The 21,647-nt window shown below is 72.2% G+C and carries 20 protein-coding genes; 13 read left to right on the top strand and 7 right to left on the bottom strand.

Features of this window, described 5'->3' with window-relative positions:
- Positions 1 to 18 precede the first annotated feature (18 nt).
- Positions 19 to 1,011, top strand: coding sequence for an adenosine deaminase (locus ABT085_RS04245; RefSeq protein ID WP_351601780.1), 993 nt, complete (start codon positions 19 to 21; stop codon positions 1,009 to 1,011).
- A gap of 46 nt (positions 1,012 to 1,057) precedes the next feature.
- On the opposite strand, the gene ABT085_RS04240 is transcribed toward ABT085_RS04245, so the two are convergent.
- Complete coding sequence (locus ABT085_RS04240) at positions 1,058 to 2,308, bottom strand: MFS transporter (protein ID WP_351601776.1); 1,251 nt, start codon at positions 2,306 to 2,308, stop codon at positions 1,058 to 1,060.
- A 298-nt stretch (positions 2,309 to 2,606) separates the two neighbouring features.
- Here ABT085_RS04240 and ABT085_RS04235 point away from each other — a divergent pair, with 298 nt between their 5' ends.
- From ABT085_RS04235 to ABT085_RS04195, 9 genes are all read left to right on the top strand, one after another.
- Positions 2,607 to 3,902, top strand: a complete 1,296-nt coding sequence (locus tag ABT085_RS04235; RefSeq protein ID WP_351601774.1) for a glucarate dehydratase family protein — start codon at positions 2,607 to 2,609, stop codon at positions 3,900 to 3,902.
- Between the two features lie 234 nt (positions 3,903 to 4,136).
- Positions 4,137 to 5,240 carry a carbohydrate kinase family protein gene (locus ABT085_RS04230; RefSeq protein ID WP_351601825.1) on the top strand — a complete coding sequence of 368 codons (1,104 nt, stop codon included), beginning with the start codon at positions 4,137 to 4,139 and terminating at the stop codon, positions 5,238 to 5,240.
- Positions 5,241 to 5,383: 143 nt separating this feature from the next.
- The gene (locus ABT085_RS04225; protein ID WP_152884144.1) at positions 5,384 to 6,442 is read left to right on the top strand and encodes a PhoH family protein; all 1,059 of its coding nucleotides are present in this window, start codon (positions 5,384 to 5,386) and stop codon (positions 6,440 to 6,442) included.
- 13 nt (positions 6,443 to 6,455) lie between these two features.
- Positions 6,456 to 6,953 (top strand): rRNA maturation RNase YbeY, encoded by a 498-nt coding sequence (gene ybeY / locus ABT085_RS04220; protein WP_351601771.1) that lies wholly within the window; start codon positions 6,456 to 6,458, stop codon positions 6,951 to 6,953.
- Positions 6,950 to 8,260: a hemolysin family protein gene (locus ABT085_RS04215; RefSeq protein WP_351601768.1), complete on the top strand. Its 1,311-nt coding sequence runs from the start codon at positions 6,950 to 6,952 to the stop codon at positions 8,258 to 8,260. Before ybeY ends, ABT085_RS04215 begins: the two co-directional genes overlap by 4 nt.
- Positions 8,257 to 8,616 carry an MmcQ/YjbR family DNA-binding protein gene (locus ABT085_RS04210; protein ID WP_351601765.1) on the top strand — a complete coding sequence of 120 codons (360 nt, stop codon included), beginning with the start codon at positions 8,257 to 8,259 and terminating at the stop codon, positions 8,614 to 8,616. The genes ABT085_RS04215 and ABT085_RS04210 overlap by 4 nt, the downstream gene beginning before the upstream one ends.
- Positions 8,617 to 8,665: 49 nt before the next feature.
- Positions 8,666 to 9,019, top strand: a complete 354-nt coding sequence (locus ABT085_RS04205; RefSeq protein ID WP_351601762.1) for a cytidine deaminase-like protein — start codon at positions 8,666 to 8,668, stop codon at positions 9,017 to 9,019.
- A 147-nt stretch (positions 9,020 to 9,166) separates the two neighbouring features.
- The gene (locus ABT085_RS04200) at positions 9,167 to 10,495 is read left to right on the top strand and encodes a beta-xylosidase (protein ID WP_351601759.1); all 1,329 of its coding nucleotides are present in this window, start codon (positions 9,167 to 9,169) and stop codon (positions 10,493 to 10,495) included.
- A gap of 199 nt (positions 10,496 to 10,694) precedes the next feature.
- On the top strand, positions 10,695 to 11,789 hold the full coding sequence (locus ABT085_RS04195) for a WxL protein peptidoglycan domain-containing protein (protein WP_351601757.1): 1,095 nt from the start codon (positions 10,695 to 10,697) through the stop codon (positions 11,787 to 11,789).
- Here the strand turns inward: ABT085_RS04195 and ABT085_RS04190 are convergent.
- Positions 11,683 to 12,021, bottom strand: a complete 339-nt coding sequence (locus tag ABT085_RS04190) for a P-II family nitrogen regulator (protein ID WP_152884130.1) — start codon at positions 12,019 to 12,021, stop codon at positions 11,683 to 11,685. The genes ABT085_RS04195 and ABT085_RS04190 overlap by 107 nt on opposite strands.
- Positions 12,018 to 13,352, bottom strand: a complete 1,335-nt coding sequence (locus ABT085_RS04185; RefSeq protein WP_351601753.1) for an ammonium transporter — start codon at positions 13,350 to 13,352, stop codon at positions 12,018 to 12,020. The genes ABT085_RS04190 and ABT085_RS04185 overlap by 4 nt, the downstream gene beginning before the upstream one ends.
- Before the next feature lie 165 nt (positions 13,353 to 13,517).
- Between ABT085_RS04185 and era the strand changes: the two genes are divergently transcribed.
- On the top strand, positions 13,518 to 14,480 hold the full coding sequence (gene era / locus ABT085_RS04180) for a GTPase Era (RefSeq protein WP_351601750.1): 963 nt from the start codon (positions 13,518 to 13,520) through the stop codon (positions 14,478 to 14,480).
- A gap of 98 nt (positions 14,481 to 14,578) precedes the next feature.
- On the opposite strand, the gene ABT085_RS04175 is transcribed toward era, so the two are convergent.
- Genes ABT085_RS04175 through ABT085_RS04160 form a run of 4 tightly spaced genes read right to left on the bottom strand, consistent with a single transcriptional unit; the run spans position 14,579 to position 18,589 of the window.
- Positions 14,579 to 15,847, bottom strand: coding sequence for an MFS transporter (locus tag ABT085_RS04175; protein ID WP_351601747.1), 1,269 nt, complete (start codon positions 15,845 to 15,847; stop codon positions 14,579 to 14,581).
- Positions 15,844 to 17,178 carry a GH1 family beta-glucosidase gene (locus ABT085_RS04170; RefSeq protein ID WP_351601744.1) on the bottom strand — a complete coding sequence of 445 codons (1,335 nt, stop codon included), beginning with the start codon at positions 17,176 to 17,178 and terminating at the stop codon, positions 15,844 to 15,846. Before ABT085_RS04170 ends, ABT085_RS04175 begins: the two co-directional genes overlap by 4 nt.
- Before the next feature lie 58 nt (positions 17,179 to 17,236).
- Positions 17,237 to 17,503 carry a protealysin inhibitor emfourin gene (locus ABT085_RS04165; RefSeq protein ID WP_351601741.1) on the bottom strand — a complete coding sequence of 89 codons (267 nt, stop codon included), beginning with the start codon at positions 17,501 to 17,503 and terminating at the stop codon, positions 17,237 to 17,239.
- A gap of 21 nt (positions 17,504 to 17,524) precedes the next feature.
- Positions 17,525 to 18,589 (bottom strand): M4 family metallopeptidase, encoded by a 1,065-nt coding sequence (locus ABT085_RS04160; RefSeq protein ID WP_351601738.1) that lies wholly within the window; start codon positions 18,587 to 18,589, stop codon positions 17,525 to 17,527.
- A 332-nt stretch (positions 18,590 to 18,921) separates the two neighbouring features.
- Between ABT085_RS04160 and leuA the strand changes: the two genes are divergently transcribed.
- Both leuA and ABT085_RS04150 read left to right on the top strand, forming a co-directional pair.
- Positions 18,922 to 20,643, top strand: coding sequence for a 2-isopropylmalate synthase (gene leuA / locus ABT085_RS04155; protein ID WP_351601735.1), 1,722 nt, complete (start codon positions 18,922 to 18,924; stop codon positions 20,641 to 20,643).
- A gap of 188 nt (positions 20,644 to 20,831) precedes the next feature.
- On the top strand, positions 20,832 to 21,530 hold the full coding sequence (locus ABT085_RS04150) for a TerB family tellurite resistance protein (RefSeq protein ID WP_351601733.1): 699 nt from the start codon (positions 20,832 to 20,834) through the stop codon (positions 21,528 to 21,530).
- The last annotated feature ends 117 nt before the right edge of the window (positions 21,531 to 21,647 follow it).

Here is a 21,647-nt window from a genome sequence, read left to right as displayed (position 1 = left end):
CCCCCGTACCATGCTTTGATGCCCCTCCCCAAAGCTGAACTGCACCTGCATATCGAAGGCACCCTGGAGCCCGAGCTGGCGTTCGCGCTGGCCGCGCGCAACGGTGTCACGCTGCCGTACGCCGACACGGAAGAGCTCCGCGAGGCGTACCGGTTCGACGATCTCCAGTCCTTCCTGAACCTGTACTACGAGCTCATGGCGGTGCTGCGCACCGAGCGGGACTTCGAGGACCTCGCGAACGCCTACCTCGCCCGCGCCGCCGCGCAGGGCGTGCGGCACGCGGAGATCTTCTTCGACCCGCAGGCCCACCTCGCCCGGGGAGTGGCGATGGGCACGGTCGTCGAGGGGCTGTGGCGGGCCCTCGGCCGCAGCGAGGAGAACCACGGGGTCTCCACCCGGCTGATCCTGTGCTTCCTGCGCGACGAATCCGCCGAGTCGGCGATGGAGACCCTGGACGTGGCGAAGCCGTACCTCGACCGGATCACCGGGGTCGGCCTGGACTCCGCCGAGGTCGGCCACCCGCCGGTGAAGTTCCGCGAGGTGTACGAGGCGGCCGCCGCCCTGGGTCTGCGCCGCGTGGCGCACGCCGGCGAGGAGGGCCCGCCGCAGTACGTCACCGAGGCCCTGGACGTGCTCGGCGTCGAGCGCGTCGACCACGGACTGCGCTGCATGGAGGACCCGGACCTGGTCGAGCGGCTGGTGCGCGAGCGCATCCCGCTGACCCTGTGCCCGCTGTCCAACGTCCGGCTGCGCACGGTGGACGTGCTGGCCGACCACCCGCTGCCCGCCATGCTGGACGCCGGTCTGCTGTGCACGGTCAACTCCGACGACCCCGCCTACTTCGGCGGCTACGCGGGCGACAACTTCGACGCGGTGCGCGCCGCCCTCGGCCTGGACGAGGACCGGCTGCGCGAGCTGGCCCGCAACTCCTTCCTCGCCTCCTTCCTGGAGGACGACGAGGAGCGGCGCTCGCGCTACCTCGCCGAGGTGGAGGCGTACGAGTTCCCGTAGGTCCGGTCCGGTCCGGCCCGTCCCGCCCGCCCCCGCGGACGGGCGTTCAGCCGACCGTCTCGAAGGCGCTGCGGGCGGGGACGGGCGGGGCGTCCGGCGTCGCCTCGACGACGCGCACGCCCGCGCCCCGCCGCCGGACCGCGTCCGGCAGCAGCGGGCGCCCGGCGGCGCGCAGCGCCACGGCCGTCATGGGCACGGCGGCGAGGAGCAGTACGGCGGCGAGCACCACGCCCATGACGGGGAACCCGGCCCGCGCCGCCAGCAGGCTCCCGGTCAGCGGTCCCGCCGCCGTGCCGAGCGAGGCGGCGGACCCGACGAGCACCGCCCAGCGGCCGCACGGGGCGAGCGAGGCGGCGAGCCCGATGACGTACGACATCACCACCGGGTAGACCGTGTTCCAGGCGATCTGGCCGATCGCGAAGGTCGTCGGTCCGGTCGCGGACGCGCTGAGCGCGACACAGCCGGCGATGAGCGCGGTACCGGCCCCGATCGGCAGCGCCCGCCCCAGCCGCGGCCCCAGCGCCCGTGCGCCCAGCACCCCCAGCAGCGCCGCCCCGAGCGCGACGGCGAAGACCACGCCGACGGCCGCCTCGGTGAGGTGCGCCTGGGTCAGTCCTATCCGGCCGCTGACCCCCCACAGGGAGTTCTGCACCAGGGACCAGCAGGGCATCACCGAGACCAGCACGAGACCGGAGCACGGCCGCAGCCGCCGGGGCCGTTGCCGCCGGGCCCGCTGCCTCCGGGGGACCGGGGCGGCGGCCGCGGGCGCCGGGAGACGGCCCGTCAGGGGCCAGACGGCGAGCGCGGTCAGGGCGAGCGCGAGCAGCGGCCGGCCGTGCCCCGGACCGAGGTGCGGCAGCGTCAGATAGAGGAGTCCGGCGAGCCCGGAGACGCCGAGCAGGCCGAGAGCCGAGGCGCGGTGCGGGTCGGGCTGCGTGGCGATCCGGGTGGCGGCCACCGCGGTGAGCGTGCCGGACCCGAACCCGCCCAGCAGCGCGCCGAGCACGACGGCCGGTACGGCGCCGGTGAGTGCCGCGCCGCCGTAGCCGATCGCGGCGAGGGCGAGGCCGACGCGGGCCAGTCGCCGCGCCCCGATCCGGTCCACGCGCGAGGCGAACAGGAATCCGGCGGCGGCCGAACTCAGCAGCAGGGCGCTGCCGACCGCCCCGGCCTGGGTGGCCGACAGGGGCAGTCCGGAGTCCAGTCGGCCGACCAGGGTGGGCAGCAGGTACGGGGCGAGGCAGCCGGCCGTGAACAGCGCGACGAGGGGCCAGGGGCTGGTGCGAGGGGTGGACACGGGCGTTCCCGGGGCATGCGAGAGGAGCGGCTCAGCGGCTCACGGCGGGGGAGGGGCGACGCCCGTCGACGGACGGGAACGTGCGGGCAATTTGTATCAAAAGCGCCGTTCGGGAAGAAGAGTTCAGGATGGGATGTGAGGAACGTCCCGTTTGGGGCGCCGGGGTGCCGTGAGACGGCATCGTTGACGGTGTCCGTTCGCGTATCTAACCTTCATTTTCATATGTAGATGATGTTCCGATGGCTGCCCCGACCGCCCGGCCGGCGGCCACCGGACCCGACCTCGCAGGAGCCACCCCGTGACGCGCGACCTGACCATCACCGAGGTACGGCTGACCCCGATCCTGGTGGCCGACCCGCCGCTGCTGAACACCCAGGGCGTGCACCAGCCCTACACCCCCCGCCTGATCGTCGAGATCGTCACCGCCGACGGCGTCACCGGACTCGGCGAGACCTACGGCGACACCAAGTACCTGGAACTCGCCCGGCCCTTCGCCGACCGTCTCGTCGGCCGCCGGGTCAGCGACCTGAACGCGCTGTTCCCGCTCGCCGACGAGGTCGCCGTCGACGACTCCCGCACCTCCGGCCGGGTCGACGTCGGCGGTCTGCGGGGCGTGCAGACCGCCGACAAGCTGCGTCTGTCCGTCGTCTCCGCCTTCGAGGTCGCCTGTCTCGACGCCCTCGGCAAGGCCCTCGGTCTGCCCGTGCACGCCCTGCTCGGCGGCAAGGTCCGCGACACGGTCGAGTACAGCGCGTACCTCTTCTACAAGTGGGCCGCCCACCCCGAGGGCACGGCCTGCGAGAAGGACGACTGGGGGGCCGCGCTCGACCCGGCCGGGATCGTCGAGCAGGCGCGCAGGTTCACCGAGCGCCACGGCTTCACCTCCTTCAAGCTCAAGGGCGGTGTCTTCCCGCCGGACCAGGAGATCGCCGCCGTACGCGCCCTCGCCGAGGCGTTCCCCGGGCACCCGCTGCGGCTGGACCCCAACGGCGCCTGGAGCGTGGCGACCTCGCTGCGGGTCGCCGAGGAGATCGGCGGCCTCCTGGAGTACCTGGAGGACCCCGCGCTCGGCACCCCCGCCATGGCAGAGGTCGCCGCCCGCACCGGCGTACCGCTGGCCACCAACATGTGCGTGACGACCTTCGCCGAGATCCCGGAGGCGTTCGCCGCGGGCGCCGTGCAGGTCGTCCTGTCCGACCACCACTACTGGGGCGGGCTGCGCAACACCCGGCAGCTCGCCGCCGTCTGCCGCACCTTCGGCGTCGGGATCTCCATGCACTCCAACACCCACCTGGGCATCAGCCTGGCCGCCATGACCCATGTCGCGGCCACCGTCGCGGACCTCCACCACGCCTGCGACTCCCACTACCCCTGGCAGTCGGAGGACGTCCTCACCGAGCGCCTCGCCTTCGACGGCGGCAGGGTCGCCGTGCCGGACGCCCCGGGCCTCGGCGTCACCCTCGACCGCGAACGCCTGGAGTTCCTCCACCGGCGCTGGCTCGACGACGACGGCCGGCTGCGCGAGCGCGACGACGCGGCCGCGATGCGCGCCGCCGACCCGCACTGGGTCACCCCGGCCGTCCCCCGCTGGTGACGACCCCGGCCGTTCCCTGCCGGTGACGCCCCGGCCGACCCCGCATCCGGCCGCAGGCGGGGCGGGCGGGGTGCGTGGGGCGGGCGGTCGCGGGCGGGTCCCCGCCGTGCCGGCGGCCGGACGTGACGCACGGCGCGCTGTCGGTGCCGTGGTGCACACTGGCCAGAACCGCACCATGCCAGGGAGCGCCACGTGATCGCTTACGACGCCTACGACGGAAAGGGACCGTCGCCCATCACCCCGGGCCCGCACTGCCAGGCCCACATCGATCCGCTGTCCGCCCTGCGCACACCCGAGGATCCGCCCTGGGACGTCTACCTCACCGGCGACGTCTTCCTGGACATCATCTTCACCGGGCTCGACTCCGCCCCGGTTCGCGGCACCGAGTCCTGGGCGCGCGGGATGGGATCGAGTCCCGGCGGCGTCGCCAACATGGCCACCGCGCTGGCCCGCCTCGGCCTGCGCACGTCCCTGGCGGCCGCCTTCGGCGACGACCACTACGGCGAGTACTGCTGGGACGCCCTTGAGCAGGGCGAGGGCATCGACCTCACCCCGTCCCGCACGGTCCCCGGCTGGCACTCCTCGGTCACCGTCTCCATGGCCTACGAGGGCGAGCGCACCATGGTCTCGCACGGCCACGAGCCGCCCCCGGTGGAGACCGCCCCCGAGCACGCCCCGCAGGCGCGCGCCGCCGTCGCCTCCCTCACGCCCGGGCGGCGCGCCCCCTGGATCGCCGAGGCCGCCCGCGCCGGCACCCGGATCTTCGCCGACGTCGGCTGGGACGACACCGGCGCCTGGGACCTGGCGGGCCTGGCCGACCTCGCGCACTGCGAGGCGTTCCTGCCCAACGCCGAGGAAGCCATGCGCTACACCGGCGCCGACTGCCCCCGCGCCGCCGCCCACGCCCTGACCGCACACGTGCCGCTGGCCGTCGTCACCCTCGGCGCGGACGGCGCGTACGCGGTCGACCGGCGTACCGGCGAGAGCGCCGAGGTCCCGGCGATCGCCGTCGAGGCCCTCGACCCGACCGGCGCCGGCGACGTCTTCGTGGCGGGCTTCGTCACCGGCACCCTGGCGGGCTGGCCGCTCGCCGACCGGCTGGCCTTCGCCGGGCTGACCGCCGCCCTCTCCGTCCAGGAGTTCGGCGGCTCCCTGTCGGCGCCCGGCTGGGCGGAGATCGCCGCCTGGTGGCGCCGGGTGCAGTCGGTCGACGAGCAGGATCCGGCCGCGCTGCGGCGGTACGCGTTCCTGGACCGGCTGGTGCCGGGGGAGGAGCGGGTCAGGCCCTGGCCGCTGCGCCGGGCGGTGCCGACGATCGGGTTCGGGCGCTCGGCGTGAGCGCGGCGGACGGTGCCCGTGGGACCGCGGTGCAGAAAAGCCCTACGGCGCCGACGGTGCACCGTCGTACCCTTGGAATCGCGAGGCCGCCCTCAGCTACGCGGCCCTGACGAGGAGGAACCGCAGGCCTACAGAGCCGGCCCATGACTCAGACACCCACCGCTCGCACCCCTGCTCAGGGCCAGGCGAGAGCACAGTTCACCGTTCCCGCGCAGCACCCCATGGTGACCGTACTGGGATCCGGCGACTCCCTGTTGCGCGTGATCGAGAAGGCCTTCCCGGCGGCCGACATCCACGTCCGGGGCAATGAGATCAGCGCCGTCGGCGACGGGCGTGAAGTCGCCCTCGTACAGCGCCTGTTCGACGAGATGATGCTGGTGCTCCGCACCGGGCAGCCGATGACGGAGGACGCAGTGGAACGCTCGATCGCCATGCTGAGGGCGAGCGAGAACGGGACGAGCGACGGCCAGGAGACTCCGGCCGAGGTGCTGACGCAGAACATCCTGTCCTCGCGAGGCCGCACGATCCGCCCCAAGACCCTCAACCAGAAGCGGTACGTCGACGCGATCGACAAGCACACGATCGTCTTCGGTATCGGTCCCGCGGGTACCGGCAAGACCTATCTCGCCATGGCGAAGGCGGTGCAGGCCCTGCAGTCCAAGCAGGTCAACCGCATCATCCTGACCCGCCCCGCGGTGGAGGCCGGCGAACGCCTCGGCTTTCTGCCCGGCACGCTGTACGAGAAGATCGACCCGTATCTGCGTCCGCTGTACGACGCGCTGCACGACATGCTCGACCCGGACTCGATCCCGAGGCTGATGGCCGCGGGGACGATCGAGGTCGCGCCGCTGGCCTACATGCGCGGCCGTACGCTCAACGACGCCTTCATCATCCTGGACGAGGCCCAGAACACGAGCCCCGAGCAGATGAAGATGTTCCTCACCCGGCTCGGCTTCGACTCGAAGATCGTGATCACGGGTGACGTGACCCAGGTCGACCTTCCCAACGGGACCAAGTCCGGCCTCCGGCAGGTGCAGGACATCCTGGAGGGTCTGGACGACGTCCACTTCTCCCGGCTGTCGTCCCAGGATGTCGTCCGGCACAGGCTGGTCGGCCGTATCGTCGACGCGTACGAGAAGTACGACAGCGAGAACGGTACGGAGAACGGCACCCACAAGGGCGGCCGCACCAAACGGAAGTAGACAAGTCAGCACCATGTCGATCGACGTCAACAACGAGTCCGGAACCGAGGTCGACGAGCAGGCGATCCTCGACATCGCCCGCTACGCGCTCGCGCGGATGCGCATCCACCCGCTCTCCGAGCTCTCGGTGATCGTCGTGGACGCCGACGCCATGGAGCAGCTGCACATCCAGTGGATGGACCTGCCGGGGCCCACGGACGTCATGTCCTTCCCGATGGACGAGCTGCGTCCGCCGTCGAAGGACGACGACGAGCCCCCGCAGGGCCTCCTCGGTGACATCGTGCTCTGCCCCGAGGTCGCCGAACGCCAGGGCAAGGAGGCGCCCACGGAGCACTCCATGGACGAGGAGCTCCAGCTGCTCACCGTCCACGGCGTGCTGCATCTGCTGGGCTACGACCACGAGGAGCCCGACGAGAAGGCCGAGATGTTCGGCCTCCAGGCGGCCATCGTGGACGGCTGGCGTACGGAGAACGGCCTGACCGGCCCGTCTCCGGCTCCCACCGTTTCATGAGTGGGCCACTCGTCCTCGGCGCGATCGCGCTGATCGTCGTCGCCTGGCTCGCCGCCTGCGCGGAGGCGGGCCTGGCACGCGTGTCCAGCTTCCGCGCCGAGGAGGCGGTGAAGTCCGGCCGGCGCGGCAGCGCGAAGCTGTCCCAGGTCGCCGCCGACCCCACCCGCTACCTCAACGTGGCGCTGCTGGTCCGCGTCGTCTGCGAGATGGCGGCCGCCGCGCTGGTCGCCTACGGCAGCCTGAACGAGTTCGGCAGCACCGCCGAGGCGCTGCTGATCGCCATCGGGATCATGGTCCTCGTGTCGTACGTCGCCGTCGGCGTCTCCCCGCGCACCATCGGCCGCCAGCACCCCCTGAACACCGCGACGGCGGCGGCGTACGTCCTGCTGCCGCTCGCGCGGATCATGGGCCCGATCCCCTCGCTGCTGATCCTCATCGGCAACGCGCTCACCCCCGGCAAGGGCTTCCGGCGCGGCCCGTTCGCCTCCGAGGCCGAACTGCGCGCGCTGGTCGACCTCGCCGAGAAGGAGTCCCTGATCGAGGACGACGAGCGCCGCATGGTGCACTCGGTCTTCGAACTGGGCGACACGCTCGTGCGGGAGGTGATGGTCCCGCGCACCGACCTCGTCGTCATCGAGCGCTTCAAGACCATCCGGCAGGCCCTCACCCTCGCCCTGCGGTCCGGCTTCTCACGCATCCCCGTCACGGGCGAGAGCGAGGACGACATCGTCGGGATCGTGTACCTGAAGGACCTGGTCCGCAAGACGCACATCAGCCGGGAGGCGGAGAGCGAGCTGGTCTCGACGGCCATGCGGCCCGCCGCCTTCGTCCCCGACACCAAGAACGCCGGCGACCTGCTGCGCGAGATGCAGCAGGACCGCAACCACGTCGCCGTCGTCATCGACGAGTACGGCGGCACGGCCGGCATCGTCACCATCGAGGACATCCTGGAGGAGATCGTCGGCGAGATCACCGACGAGTACGACCGGGAGATCCCGCCGGTGGTGGAGCTGGGCGAGGACCGCCACCGGGTCAGCGCCCGCCTGGACATCACCGACCTCGGCGAGCTGTACGGTCTGGAGGAGTACGACGACGAGGACGTGGAGACCGTCGGCGGACTGCTGGCCAAGGCGCTGGGCCGGGTGCCCATCGCCGGGGCGTCGGCGGCGGTCGAACTCCCCGACGGCCGTGCGCTGCGGCTGACCGCGGAGGCCTCCGCCGGCCGCCGGAACAAGATCGTGACGGTTCTGGTGGAGCCGGTGGGCCTCGCCGGACCGGGCGACGAGAAGGAGACGAAGCCGGAGTGACCCCCCAGGAGCTGCGCGCCCTGTGCCTGTCCTTCAACGCGACCGTGGAGGACTTCCCGTTCAACCCGGAGACCTCCGTCTTCAAGGTCCTGGGCAAGATGTTCGCCCTGTCGAACCTGGACGCGCGGCCCCTGACGGTCAACCTCAAGTGCGACCCGGAGGACGCCGTCCGGCTGCGGGACGAGCACCCCGCACTGATCGTCCCCGGGTACCACATGAACAAGCGCCACTGGAACACCGTGACGGCCGACGGGGAGCTTTCCGACCGGCTGGTCGGGGAGCTCGTCGAGGACTCCTACGACCTGGTGGTGGCGGGCCTGCCCAGAGCGCAGCGGCTGCGCCTGGACCGGCCGTGATTCCTGCCCGGCTCGTCGTCTGCGGTCCGGCTCTTCGTATGCTCGGGGCATGACCGACAGCAACGCGCTCGACCCCGAGGACCGCAAGATCGTCACCCTGGCCCGGTCCGCCCGCGCCCGCAACGGTGTGCCCGAGGGGGCGGCCGTACGCGACGAGACCGGCCGTACGTATGTGGCAGGCACCGTCGATCTCGACTCCCTGAAGCTGAGCGCCCTCCGGACGGCGGTGGCCATGGCGGTGGCGTCCGGCGCGAAGTCGCTGGAGGCGGCGGCGGTGGTGACCGAGGCGCAGTCCGCGTCCGCGCAGGACCTGGCGGCGGTACGGGACCTGGGCGGACCCGGGACGCCGGTACTGGTGGCCGCACCGGACGGCACGGTCCGCGCGACCGTGGCCGCGGGCTGAGCCCGGGTGAGCCCACGCGGCAAGGAAACTGATACAGCGTCAGTTTCCTTGTCGCGTCTCCATTGACTTCTCACGCGACCTGCACATCAATGGCCCCCTGTCGGCGCAGACGAGCCGCTGCGCCCGCATCCCTCGGAGGGGGCAAGCATGGGTCCAGAACCCCGGAGATCCCTATGGCGCCGGTGGGCGTCGCTGCTCGGGGCGACCGCGCTCGCGGTCACCGCGGGCGGCGCACTCGCCTGTCCGGCCGGAGCCGCGTCCACGAACGTGGACTTCGCCGCGCACTGCATCCCGCCCGCGATCGCGGGCCTCCCGCCGATCGACGGCACCACCACCGCGAACATCACGGTGGACAACGCCAGCCCCAAGGTCGGCGACACCGTCACCGTCACCTACACGGTGGTCACGGCCGCCGCGAGCAACCCCACCGATCTCGCCCTGCCGGCCGACATCATGACGCCGACCGGCAAGGTCACCCTCGGCGGGGCGCAGACGGGCAGCGTCACGGTCGCCGGGCCGAAGAAGAACGACCCGGTACCGGGCCGGGGTGCCTTCCCGTCGTTCTCCATGACCGGCACGTTCACGGTCACCGCGCCCGGCGCGATCACGCTCTCGCCCGGCGACTACAACATCCACACCAGCTACATCCTGGAGCTGGACACCCCCTGCACGGTCATCACCCCGCCCGCGCCGGTCTCCGAGACCGTCACCGCGACGGACGTGAGCCAGCCCAACACCCGTGCCATCACGCTCGGTTCGGCCTCCGGCAACCCCGGTGACAGCGTCACCGTCACCGGCAGCAACTTCACCCCGGGCGCGAGCGTCACCCTGGCCGGCCGGGCCGGGACCGTCCAGACCGCGGACACGGCGACCGTGACCGCGAACGCCCAGGGCGCCATCAGCGGCGCGCTCGTCGTCAACGACCGGACGACCACCGGGGTCGTGGCGTACGAGGGCGGCGCGTGGAGCTCGGACAAGGGGGCGGGACCCGCCGCCTACGTCGTCGTCGACAACACGCCCGTACCCGAGGGCAGTCAGAAGCTGACCACCACCGTCAGGGCGGGGACGCTGTCCATGTCCCAGGCCGGTGACGCGGTGCAGCTGTCGGCGGTCGACTTCGGCCAGGGCGGCGCCTCGGCCGGATCCCTCCAGACGGTGACCGTCAAGGACTTCCGCGGCGGACCCGCGGGCTGGTCCCTGACCGGCAAGGTCACCGACTTCACCGGCCCCGGCGCCAAGATCGACGCCGGTAGGCTGAGCTGGACCCCCGCCTGCGCCACCAAGGCGGGCAGCCCGAGCACCTGCCAGGCCGGTTCGGCGGGCACGGTGGGCACCTCGGGGGCGACGCTGGCCGCCACCCCCGACTCCGCGCTCACCGGCGGCGAGTTCACCGTGGACGCCCGGCTGTCGCTGGACGTACCGGCGTTCACCCCGCCGGGCACGTACTCCGGCATCCTCACGCTGACGCTCACCTGACCGCGCCCTTCCGAGGACGGGCGCCCCACCCCGGGTCCGCACCCGCCCGTCCCACCTCGGCAAGGCCCACCCGGCCGGTCCCGTCCACGTCGGCCGGTCCCCTCCGGTCGGTCCACCACGGCCGGTCCCGTCCGGCGGCTCGTCCGTCCGGCGGCTCGTCCGGCTCGGCCCGATCACCTCAGCGGGGGGGTCCGCACCCATGCGCAAGCCGTACCTGCACCTGCCTCCGGCCCCACGTCCGGCCGCCGTGCTCCCGGCGTCACGTCCGTCCCCGGCGCTGTCCCCGGCCCTGGCCCTGGCCCTGCTCCTGGGTCTCTTCCTCGCCGTCACGGCAGCCCCCGCGCGCGCCGCCGACAACGGCAGCTGGTCCGTCTACCCGGCCTCCCCGGCCGCCGCGGCCCGCCCCTACTTCTACGTCTCCGCCGATCCGGGCCAGACGATCGAGGACAAGGTCGTCGTCGCCAACAGGACCGGCACGCCCCTGACCTTCCGCCTCTACGCGGCCGACGCCTACAACACCGCCCGCGACGGAGGCTTCGCCGTGCGGACGCTGAAGGAGCGGATGCGGGGTGTGGGCGCCTGGGCGAAGCCGGCCCGCGACCGGGTCACCGTGCCCGCCCACGGCTCGGTCACCGTGCCCGTCACCCTGACGGTGCCCCGGGACGCCGAACCGGGCGACCACCCCGGCGCCATCGTGGCGCTCGACGAACGCGTCGACGCCGGTTCCGGATCGCTCGCCGTCGGGGTGCAGCGGGCCGTCGGCGCCCGGGTCTACCTGCGGGTGAGCGGCCCCGCCCTGCCCGCGATCTCCGTCGAGGACGTCCGGATCAGCCACCACCAGCCGCTCGTGCCCGGCCTCGGCGCCGGCACGGCGACGATCTCCTACACCCTGCGCAACACCGGCAACGTCAGCCTCGACCCGAAGGTGCAGCTGACGGTCCGGGGCCTGTTCGGGCGTACGCTCCTCAGCCGCGCGCTGACCAGGATCCCCGCCGAGCTGCTGCCGGGGCAGCGCGTGCGGCTCAGCGAGCCCTGGCACGGCTCGCCCCAGTTCGACCGGGGCGAGGTCACCCTGACGGCCAGCGCCCAGGGCACCCGGGAGTCGGCGAGCGCGTCGTTCCTCGCGCTGCCGTGGCTGCTGGTGGCGTTGGCGTTCGTTGCCGGAGTCGCCGGCGGGGTGCTGCTGGTCAGAGTGCGTCGGGGCCGCGCTCGCCGGTCCGTACCCGCACGACCGTCTCGACCGGAGTCGCCCACACCTTCCCGTCGCCGATCTTCCCCGTCCGCGCCGCGTTGACGACGGCGTCGATGACGGCGTCGGACTCGGCGTCGTCGACGACGACCTCGATCCGGACCTTGGGCACCAGGTCCACCCGGTACTCGGCGCCCCGGTACACCTCCGTGTGTCCGCGCTGGCGGCCGTAGCCGCTGGCCTCGGTGACGGTCAGACCGTGCACACCGAGCTCCTGCAGAGCGGTCTTGACCTCGTCGAGGCGGTAGGGCTTGACGATCGCGGTGATGAGCTTCATGCCTGGGGCTTGACCTTCTGCGCGGAGGGGAGGGCGGAGTGGCCGACCGGGGCGCCATGGCCCAGGACCCCGTGACCGTAAGCCGTCTCGGCGTGCACCGTAAGGTCCAGTCCGGTGTGCTCCTGCTCCTCGCTCGCCCGGAACCCGAGCAGCCGGTCCAGCAGCCTGCCGATGCCGTACGTCACGGTGAACGCGTACGCCGCCACGGCCACGACGGCCACCGCCTGCCGGCCGAGCAGCCCGAGCCCGCCGCCGTCCAGCAGGCCCGCGACGCCGCCGGTCATCCGCGAGGTGGCGAACACGCCGATGAGCAGGGTGCCGGTGACTCCGCCGACCAGATGGACCCCGACGACGTCGAGGGAGTCGTCGTAGTCGAACCGGAACTTCCAGCTCACTGCGTACGAGCAGACGACACCGGCGGCGAGGCCGACGGCCAGCGCGCCGAGCAGCGAGACCGAGCCGCAGGAGGGGGTGATGGCGACCAGGCCCGCGACCGCGCCGGAGGCGGCGCCCAGGGTGGTGGGGTGGCCGTCGCGCCGCTGCTCCACGAAGAGCCAGCCGAGCAGTCCGGTGGAGCCGGCGACCAGGGTGTTGAGGAGGGCGGCGGCGGCCAGTCCGTCGGCCTTCAGCGCCGAGCCCGCGTTGAAGCCGAACCAGCCGAACCACAGGAGACCGGCACCCAGCATGACCATCGGGAGGTTGTGCGGGCGCATCGCGTCCTTCTTGAAGCCCAGCCGGGGGCCGAGCACCAGGCACAGCGCGAGGCCGGACGCACCGGAGGCGATCTCGACGGGGAGCCCGCCGGCGAAGTCGAGGGCGCCGAGGTGCTGCACGATCCAGCCGCCCGGGCCCCACACCCAGTGGGCGACGGGCACGTATACGAGCAGCGCCCAGACGGGGACGAACACCAGCCACGCCCCGAACTTCACCCGGTCCGCGACCGCGCCGCTGATCAGCGCGGCCGTGACGATCGCGAAGGTGAGCTGGAAGGTGGCGAAGAGCAGGGTCGGCACGCTCCCGTGGACGCTGTCGGGGCCCAGGTCCGCCATGCCGAGGTGGCCGAGCCCGCCGATGAGCCCGCCCGCGACGTCGTCGCCGAAGGCGAGCGAGTAGCCGGCGACCAGCCACACCACCGTGACCAGGGCTATCGACACGAAGCTCATCATCAGCATGTTCAGGACACTCTTGGTGCGGACCATGCCGCCGTAGAAGAGGGCCAGACCGGGGGTCATCAGCAGGACGAGGGCGGTGGCGGCGAGCAGCCAGGCGGTGTCGCCGGTGTCCAGGCGCCCTTCGGCGAGAGGGGCGGAGAGGGGCGCGGCCAGGGTCACGGTGTCTCCAACGGGATGGGGGCTCGTCAGAGGTTCACCGGTGGGCGTTTCCGGTTGTGCACAGGGATGTTTCGGCAGAGTTTCCTATTGCCGGGAGGTTTCCGGGAGCTCACCGTCGGGGGGAGCCTGGCGCTGCGTGCAGCCGGGGTCCGTGGATCAGGGAGAATGGGCCTCATGAGCGTTCGTACCCCGTCACCCGAACAGTCGGCCGAGGCCGCCCACCGCGCCGGCTTCGCCTGCTTCGTGGGCCGCCCCAACGCGGGCAAGTCCACCCTCACGAATGCTCTGGTCGGCCAGAAGGTGGCGATCACGGCGAACCAGCCGCAGACCACGCGGCACACGGTGCGCGGCATCGTGCACCGGCCGGACGCCCAGCTGATCCTGGTGGACACCCCCGGCCTGCACAAGCCGCGCACTTTGCTCGGCGAGCGGCTCAACGACGTCGTGCGCACCACCTGGGCCGAGGTCGACGTGATCGGCTTCTGTCTGCCGGCGAACGAGAAGCTCGGTCCCGGCGACCGCTTCATCGCCAAGGAGCTGGCGTCGATCAAGAAGACGCCGAAGATCGCGATCGTCACCAAGACCGACCTGGTCGACGGCAAGGCGCTGGCCGAGCAGCTCATCGCGATCGACCAGCTCGGCGCGGAGCTCGGCTTCGAGTGGGCCGAGATCATCCCCGTGTCGGCGGTCGCCGACCAGCAGGTCGACCTGCTCGCCGACCTCATCGTCCCGCTGCTGCCGGAGGGGCCCGCGCTCTACCCCGAGGGCGACCTGACGGACGAGCCCGAGCAGGTGATGGTGGCGGAGCTGATCCGCGAGGCCGCGCTGGAGGGCGTACGGGACGAGCTTCCGCACTCCATCGCCGTGGTCGTGGAGGAGATGCTCCCGCGCGAGGACCGCCCCGCCGACAAGCCCCTCCTCGACATCCACGCCTTCGTCTACATCGAGCGCCCCAGCCAGAAGGGGATCATCATCGGCCCCAAGGGCAAGCGCCTGAAGGAGGTCGGCATCAAGTCCCGCAAGCAGATCGAGGCGCTGCTGGGCACGCCGGTCTTCCTCGACCTGCATGTGAAGGTGGCGAAGGACTGGCAGCGCGACCCCAGGCAGCTGCGCAAGCTCGGCTTCTGAGCCCGGCGGCGGCAGGCCCGGCGGGCCCGGTGGGCTCATCGGGCCGGGCCGCCTCGCCCCAGCCGCCTCGGCGCGCCCCCGGCCCGCCGCGCCCCGGCTCAGTCGACCCCGCGGATCCGTCCCACCAGCACCGCCCCGGCCAGCCCGATCAGCGCCGCCAGCGCGTACAGCATCCGGTAGCCGCCCAGGTACGTCACCACCGGCGCCGCCAGCACCGGGGCCGCGACCTGGGGCAGGGCGTTGGCGATGTTGATGACGCCCAGGTCCTTGCCGCGGTCCAGGGCCTTCGGCAGGACGTCGGTCATCAGGGCGAAGTCGACGGAGGTGAAGACACCGAAGCCGATGCCGAGGACGGCCGCGGCGGCGATCGCGCCGGGCCAGGTCTGCCAGCAGGCCAGCGCCGCCGTCGCCACCGCCATCAGGATGCCGGACCAGATCACGAACGGCTTGCGGCGGCCCAGCCGGTCCGACCACACCCCGCCCACCACGACGGTGGCGAGGAGCGTGATCCCGTTCACCGCGGTCAGCACGAGGACCCCCTGCTCGGGGTCGTCGAGGTGCAGCCGGTCCCGCAGGTAGTAGAGCAGGTACAGCAGCACGAGCGCGTTGCTGAGGTTGATCAGGAAGCGGGTCAGCCAGGCCCACGCCAGGTCCGGGTGCTCGCGCGGACTCAGCCGGAACGAGGCGAGGAACGCCCGCCCCGACCAGGGCGGCCGCGCCGACGCCGGCAGCCGCAGGTCCTCGAAGCGCAGGACGTACGGCAGGACGCCCACCAGGGTGAACACCGCGCACGCCGCGTACCCGCCGCCGGTGCCCCCGGCCACCGTCGCCAGCCCCGTGCCGCCGACCACGCCGAGGATCTGCGCCGCGCCCAGCCAGCCGCCCACGCTGCCGCGCTGGAGCCGCGGCACCCGGTCCGGGACGGCCGCGGTGACCGCGGCGAACGCGGCGTTCAGGGTGAGCTGGACCAGGCACCAGCCCGCCGCCATCGTCCACACCCCGCCCGCGCCCGCGAGGAGCAGCAGGGACAGCGCGCCGCCGGCCGCCCCGGCCGCGATCCACGGCGTACGGCGGCCCCACCGCGCGGTCGTGCGGTCGGACAGCGCGCCGAAGAGCGGGTTGGCGACCAGCGAGACCACCGCGCCCGCACCCGTCACCCAGGCCAGCATCGTCTCCTTGGACATGCCGGAGCCGGGCGCGAAGTCCTCCGCCTGGGAGGCGAGGAGGATCTGGAGCGGGCCGTACCAGCCCACCCAGATCGCCCCGTTGGCGAGACAGAGCGCCGAGGTCCAGCCCCGGCCCACCCGCTCGGCCGGTTCGGCGAGGGCGGAGACGGGCACGGGCACGGCCGGTTCGGCCGCGGTCATCTCTGCGCCCGCAGGACGTCCCGCAGCCAGTGGTACGAGGCCTTCGGGGTGCGCTCCAGGGTGTCGTAGTCGACGTGCACGAGGCCGAAGCGGCGCGCGTACCCCTCCGCCCACTCGAAGTTGTCCATCAACGACCAGACGAAATAGCCGCGTACGTCGACTCCCTGCTCCAACGCCGCGTGCAGCGCCCGGACATGACCGTCGAGGAAGGCGATCCGCTCCTGGTCGTCGAGGCCTTCGTAACTGCAGCCGTTCTCGGTGATGACGACGGGCGGGAGCCGGTCGCCGTAGCGCTCGCGGAAGCCGGTGAGCAGCTCGGTGAGCCCCTCGGGCACCACCGCCCAGCCGAAGTCGGTGACCGGGTATCCCTCCAGTTCCTTTACGGTGAAGGGCAGTTCGGCGGGCAGGGTCAGTCCGCCGAACTCGATCTCCGAGCCCTCGGGGGCGCCCACCCTGGTCGGCTGGTAGTAGTTGATCCCGTACCAGTCGACCGGCTCCCCGATGATCTTCAGGTCCGCCTCGACGTCACCGGGCATCAGCTCGGCGATGCCGTCGGGGTAGCGGCCCAGCAGGACGGGGTCGGCGAAGAGCCGGTTGAGCAGGAGGTCGTAGAAGTCGGCCGCCGCCACGTCCTCGTCGCGGTCCGAGGCCGCCCAGGTCGGGCCGTGCGAGTTGGCGATCCCGAGGTCGCCCGCCCCGGCCGCGCGCAGCGCCCGTACGGCCAGGCCGTGGGCGAGGAGCTGGTGGTGGGCCGCCGGCAGGGCGTCGAACATGAGCTGCCTGCCGGGGGCGTGCGCGCCGAGCGCGTGGCCGAGCAGGGTGTGCTCGGCGGGCTCGTTGAGAGTGATCCACTTCTTGACCCGGTCACCGAGGCGTCCGGCCACCACCGAGGTGTACTCGGCGAACCGCTCTGCGGTGTCCCGGTCCAGCCAGTCCAGCTCCACGGGCAGGTCCCAGTGGAACAGGGTCGGCACGGGTCGTACGCCCGCCGCGCACAGGGCGTCGACCAGGCGGTCGTAGAAGTCGAGGCCGCCGGGGGAGTTCACCCGCGGCCAGGAGACCGAGAAGCGGTACGCGTCCACGCCGAGGTCCTGGAGGAGGGCCACGTCCTCGGGGTAGCGGTGGAAGTGGTCGCAGGCCACCGCCGCCGTCGAGCCGTCCTTGATGTGTCCGGGCCCGGCGCTGAAGGCGTCCCACACGGACGGCCCGCGCTCGTCCACGGCCCCCTCGATCTGATGGGCCGAGGTCGACACCCCCCACAGGAAGCCGTCGGGGAAGCGGGGCATCGGGTGCGCGGCAGCGCGCGCTTGAGTCGCCATGCGCCGGATCATCGGTACCGCCGGTAACCGAAGTCAACGGTCCTGCGCGAACCGCGGCCGGGACAAGTCCCTAAGCCCCTTCCTTCAGGACCCGGGAGACGAGCGTGCGCTGCTCCTCGGTCAGCCGGGGGTCGGCCGCGTACACCGTCCGGCCGTCCACCGTGATCTCGTAGCGGAAGCCGTCCGGGACCCCGGTGGGCGGCACGCCCCGGCCCGCGGCCAGTGCCTTCTCTGCCAGGGCATGCCACTCGGGCGCGTCGGGCCGCCCCGAGGTGTCCACCTCGGCGGCCCGCTCGATGCCCGCGAACCCGCCCGTGCGCCTGATCCGAATACGCATGGGTCTGTGTCTAGTACGGAATCAGAGCGTGCGCACCCCGACCTGTTCCCAGGCCTTCAGCACGGCCTGGAGTTCCTCGCCCGCGCCGTAGCGGGTCCGCGCCGCGGCCGCGGTGAGCGTGGCGAAGTCGGCGAACTGCGCCTCCTGCTTCAGTTCGCCGCCGGTCAGCACGTCGTACCAGACCTGTCCGGCCCGCTCCCAGGCGTGCCCGCCGAGCGCGGTGGCGGCGAGGTAGAAGGCGTGGTTGGGGATGCCGGAGTTGATGTGGACGCCGCCGTTGTCGCGGCCGGTGCGCACGAAGCCGTCCATCGTCGCGGGCTGCGGGTCCTTGCCGAGGACGTCGTCGTCGTACGCGGTGCCCGGAGCCTTCATCGAGCGCAGCGCGGTGCCGGTGACCCGGGGGGCGAGCAGGCCCGCGCCGATCAGCCAGTCGGCCTCGGCGGCGGTCTGGCCGAGCGTGTACTGCTTGATCAGCGAGCCGAAGACGTCCGACAGCGACTCGTTGAGGGCGCCGGACTGGTCGAAGTAGGCGAGGTTGGCGGTGTACTGGGTGACGCCGTGGGTGAGTTCGTGGCCGATGACGTCCACCGGGAGGGTGAAGTCGAGGAAGATCTCGCCGTCACCGTCGCCGAACACCATCTGCTCGCCGTTCCAGAAGGCGTTGTTGTAGTCCCGGTCGTAGTGCACGGTCGCGTTCAGCGGCAGTCCGGCGCCGTCGATCGAGTCGCGCCCGTAGGCGCTGACGTACAGCTCGAAAGTGGCGCCCAGACCCGCGTACGCGCGGTTGACGGTGGCGTCCTTGACGGCCCGGCCGTCCTCGCCGCGGACCTTGTGGCCGGGCAGGTCCGTGTGGTGGCGGGCGTCGTAGAGGGTGCGGTGCGGCTTGCCGGTCGCGGCCGGTGCGGCGACGGCCGGGGCGCCCACCACGGTGGTCAGCCGGCGGCGGGTGCGCTCCAGGGCGTCGTGCTCCAGGGAGCGGCGGGCGGGACCGGAGAGCGCGGGGTCCTCGTGCCGGGCGAGCTTGTCGAGGACGTGCGGCGGGACGATCGTGCAGAAGACGGGCTCGGAGCCCCCGTGTGTCGTCATGCCCGGCACCTTCGCACCGCGTTGTCCGGATGTCACTACCCGCAACCATGATTGGTGAAATACAGGGACAAACGACCTCGTCTTGGTCACGGAGTGGTATGAGACACCTTTTTGTCCGTTTAGTTCCCTACGTCCATCCGGTCCCGCATACTGGAACACCCCCGCGCCATCGGTGCGGCTCGGCTAGGCTGCGCAGCATCATGCGTTTCGGGCTGCTTCTCCTTAGCTGCCGCGGCGAGGGCCTGTAGTCGAGGCCGACCCCCTCCCCGCGGAGCTTGGCGTTGCGTCGTCGGCCGTCCTGTAGGACACCTTCACGAGGAGCCCACGCCACCATGGCCAACCGCCAGCAGCCCAGTTCCATGCCGATCCACAAGTACGGCCAGTACGACCAGGTCGACATCCCGGACCGCACCTGGCCGGGGAAGCGGATCACCGCAGCGCCCCGTTGGCTCTCCACCGACCTGCGCGACGGCAACCAGTCCCTGATCGACCCCATGTCGCCCGAGCGCAAGCGCCGGATGTTCGACCAGCTGGTCAAGATGGGCTACAAGGAGATCGAGGTCGGCTTCCCGGCCTCCGGCCAGACCGACTTCGACTTCGTGCGCTCGATCATCGAGGAAGAGGGCGCGATCCCGGACGACGTGACGATCTCCGTACTGACCCAGGCCCGCGAGGACCTGATCGAGCGGACGGTGGAGTCCCTGAAGGGCGCCAGGCGCGCCACTGTCCACCTGTACAACGCCACCGCCCCGGTCTTCCGCCGGGTCGTCTTCCGCGGCTCCAAGGAAGAGATCAAGCAGATCGCCGTCGACGGCACCCGGCTGGTCGTGGAGTACGCCGAGAAGCTGCTGGGCCCCGAGACGGAGTTCGGCTACCAGTACAGCCCCGAGATCTTCACCGACACCGAGCTGGACTTCGCGCTGGAGGTCTGCGAGGCGGTCATGGACGTCTACCAGCCCGGCCCGGGCCGCGAGATCATCCTGAACCTGCCCGCCACGGTCGAGCGCTCCACCCCCTCCACGCACGCGGACCGCTTCGAGTGGATGCACCGCAACCTCTCCCGCCGTGAGCACGTGTGCCTGTCGGTCCACCCGCACAACGACCGCGGCACCGCCGTCGCCGCCGCCGAGCTGGCGCTGATGGCCGGCGCCGACCGCGTCGAGGGCTGCCTGTTCGGCCAGGGCGAGCGCACCGGCAACGTCGACCTGGTCACCCTGGGCATGAACCTGTTCTCCCAGGGCGTCGACCCGCAGATCGACTTCTCCGACATCGACGAGATCCGTCGTACGTGGGAGTACTGCAACCAGATGGAGGTCCACCCGCGCCACCCGTACGTGGGCGACCTGGTCTACACGTCCTTCTCCGGCTCCCACCAGGACGCCATCAAGAAGGGCTTCGACGCGATGGAGGACGAGGCCAAGGCCAAGGGCGTCACCGTCGACGACATCGAGTGGGCGGTCCCGTACCTGCCCATCGACCCCAAGGACGTCGGCCGCTCCTACGAGGCCGTCATCCGCGTCAACTCCCAGTCCGGCAAGGGCGGTATCGCCTACGTTCTGAAGAACGACCACAAGCTGGACCTGCCGCGCCGGATGCAGATCGAGTTCTCGAAGATCATCCAGGCGAAGACGGACGCCGAGGGCGGCGAGGTCACCCCGAAGGACATCTGGGCGGCCTTCGAGGACGAGTACCTGCCCAACCCGGAGAACCCCTGGGGCCGCTTCCAGGTCCGCACGGGTCAGTCGACGACCGACACCGACGGCGTGGACACGCTGACCGTGGAGGCGACCGTCGACGGCGAGGACACCGTCCTGACCGGCTCCGGCAACGGTCCGATCTCGGCCTTCTTCGACGCGCTGGAGTCGATCGGCGTCGACGTACGCCTGCTGGACTACCAGGAGCACACGATGAGCGAGGGCGCCTCCGCCCAGGCCGCCTCGTACATCGAGTGCGCGATCGGCGACAAGGTGCTGTGGGGCATCGGTATCGACGCGAACACGACGCGTGCCTCGCTGAAGGCGGTCGTCTCGGCCGTCAACCGCGCGACCCGCTGACACCGCCTCCGACGAGGCCCTTCCGGTGCCCCGACCGCCCGCCCGGGCGGCCGGGGCACCGTCGTGTACCGGCCAGCCGACCGGACAGGTCACGGACAGGTCTCGTACGGGGTACTGACGTGGCCTCACCGATGTGGCTAACATCACGCAAGCGCGGCGATGTTGCCGCGGGGTTACGGAGGTGCGACGTGCTGCCAGTCCGGGAACAAGACGGCCGTGCCACCAGGTTTGCGCGCATCCTGGGCACCCGCACCTCATGGACACCCGTCGGCGACGGCGAGTTCTTCTGTCCCGGCTGCGGAGGCGACCGCAACTACCAGCGGCTGACCGGCCGCCGGCGCTTCACCCTGCTCGGCGTGCCCGTGCTGCCGCGCGGCGAGACCGGGCCGGTCGTCGAGTGCGCGGCCTGCCGCCGCCACTTCGGCGCCGACGTCCTGGACCACCCGACCACCACCCGCTTCTCCGCCATGCTGCGCGACGCCGTGCACACCGTCGCCCTCGCCGTCCTGGCCGCCGGCGGCACCTGCGCCCCCGCGTCCCTGGAGGCGGCCGCGGCCACGGTCCGCGCGGCCGGCTTCGAGGACTGCACACGGGACCAGCTCGGCGCCCTCGTCGAGGCCCTGGCCGCGGACACCGGGCGCGTGATCGGCCCGCCCTGCGGGGCCGGCCTCGCCATAGAGCTGCACGAGGCCCTGGACCCGCTCACCCCGCACCTCGCCGCCGTCGGCCGCGAGTCGATCCTGCTGCAGGGCGCCCGCATCGCCCTGGCCGACGGCCCCTACACCCCCGCCGAACGCGACGTCCTGGTCACCGTGGGCGCGGCACTGGCGATCTGCACGGACGACGTCACCCGCCTGCTGGCGGCAGCGGCCAGGACACCGTCGTAGGACGCCGTACTCCCCGGGGAGTAACGACGGCCCCGGGCCACCCGCCGCAGTAGGCCCCGGCTCGCTCCCGCGCCGGACGAAAACCGCTCCCCGCCCCGGAAGTCTGGACGACGTCAG

Origin of the sequence: Streptomyces sp. NPDC002265 (genome assembly GCF_040296125.1) — a bacterium.
In the GTDB taxonomy this organism is placed as follows: Bacteria; Actinomycetota; Actinomycetes; order Streptomycetales; family Streptomycetaceae; genus Streptomyces.
Note: the sequence above shows the minus strand (reverse complement) of the source record. Positions and strands in the feature narration are given on the sequence as shown.

Excerpts from the sequence above, each read along its gene's own strand:
- ABT085_RS04245 (WP_351601780.1), top strand. The coding sequence starts at position 19 with ATGCCCCTCCCCAAAGCTGAACTGCACCTGCATATCGAAGGCACCCTG.
- ABT085_RS04225 (WP_152884144.1), top strand. The coding sequence starts at position 5,384 with ATGACTCAGACACCCACCGCTCGCACCCCTGCTCAGGGCCAGGCGAGA.
- ybeY (WP_351601771.1), top strand. The coding sequence starts at position 6,456 with ATGTCGATCGACGTCAACAACGAGTCCGGAACCGAGGTCGACGAGCAG.
- ABT085_RS04215 (WP_351601768.1), top strand. The coding sequence starts at position 6,950 with ATGAGTGGGCCACTCGTCCTCGGCGCGATCGCGCTGATCGTCGTCGCC.
- ABT085_RS04205 (WP_351601762.1), top strand. The coding sequence starts at position 8,666 with ATGACCGACAGCAACGCGCTCGACCCCGAGGACCGCAAGATCGTCACC.
- ABT085_RS04200 (WP_351601759.1), top strand. The coding sequence starts at position 9,167 with ATGGGTCCAGAACCCCGGAGATCCCTATGGCGCCGGTGGGCGTCGCTG.
- ABT085_RS04195 (WP_351601757.1), top strand. The coding sequence starts at position 10,695 with ATGCGCAAGCCGTACCTGCACCTGCCTCCGGCCCCACGTCCGGCCGCC.
- ABT085_RS04190 (WP_152884130.1), bottom strand. The coding sequence starts at position 12,021 with ATGAAGCTCATCACCGCGATCGTCAAGCCCTACCGCCTCGACGAGGTC.
- era (WP_351601750.1), top strand. The coding sequence starts at position 13,518 with ATGGGCCTCATGAGCGTTCGTACCCCGTCACCCGAACAGTCGGCCGAG.
- ABT085_RS04175 (WP_351601747.1), bottom strand. The coding sequence starts at position 15,847 with ATGACCGCGGCCGAACCGGCCGTGCCCGTGCCCGTCTCCGCCCTCGCC.
- ABT085_RS04170 (WP_351601744.1), bottom strand. The coding sequence starts at position 17,178 with ATGATCCGGCGCATGGCGACTCAAGCGCGCGCTGCCGCGCACCCGATG.
- ABT085_RS04165 (WP_351601741.1), bottom strand. The coding sequence starts at position 17,503 with ATGCGTATTCGGATCAGGCGCACGGGCGGGTTCGCGGGCATCGAGCGG.
- ABT085_RS04160 (WP_351601738.1), bottom strand. The coding sequence starts at position 18,589 with ATGACGACACACGGGGGCTCCGAGCCCGTCTTCTGCACGATCGTCCCG.
- leuA (WP_351601735.1), top strand. The coding sequence starts at position 18,922 with ATGGCCAACCGCCAGCAGCCCAGTTCCATGCCGATCCACAAGTACGGC.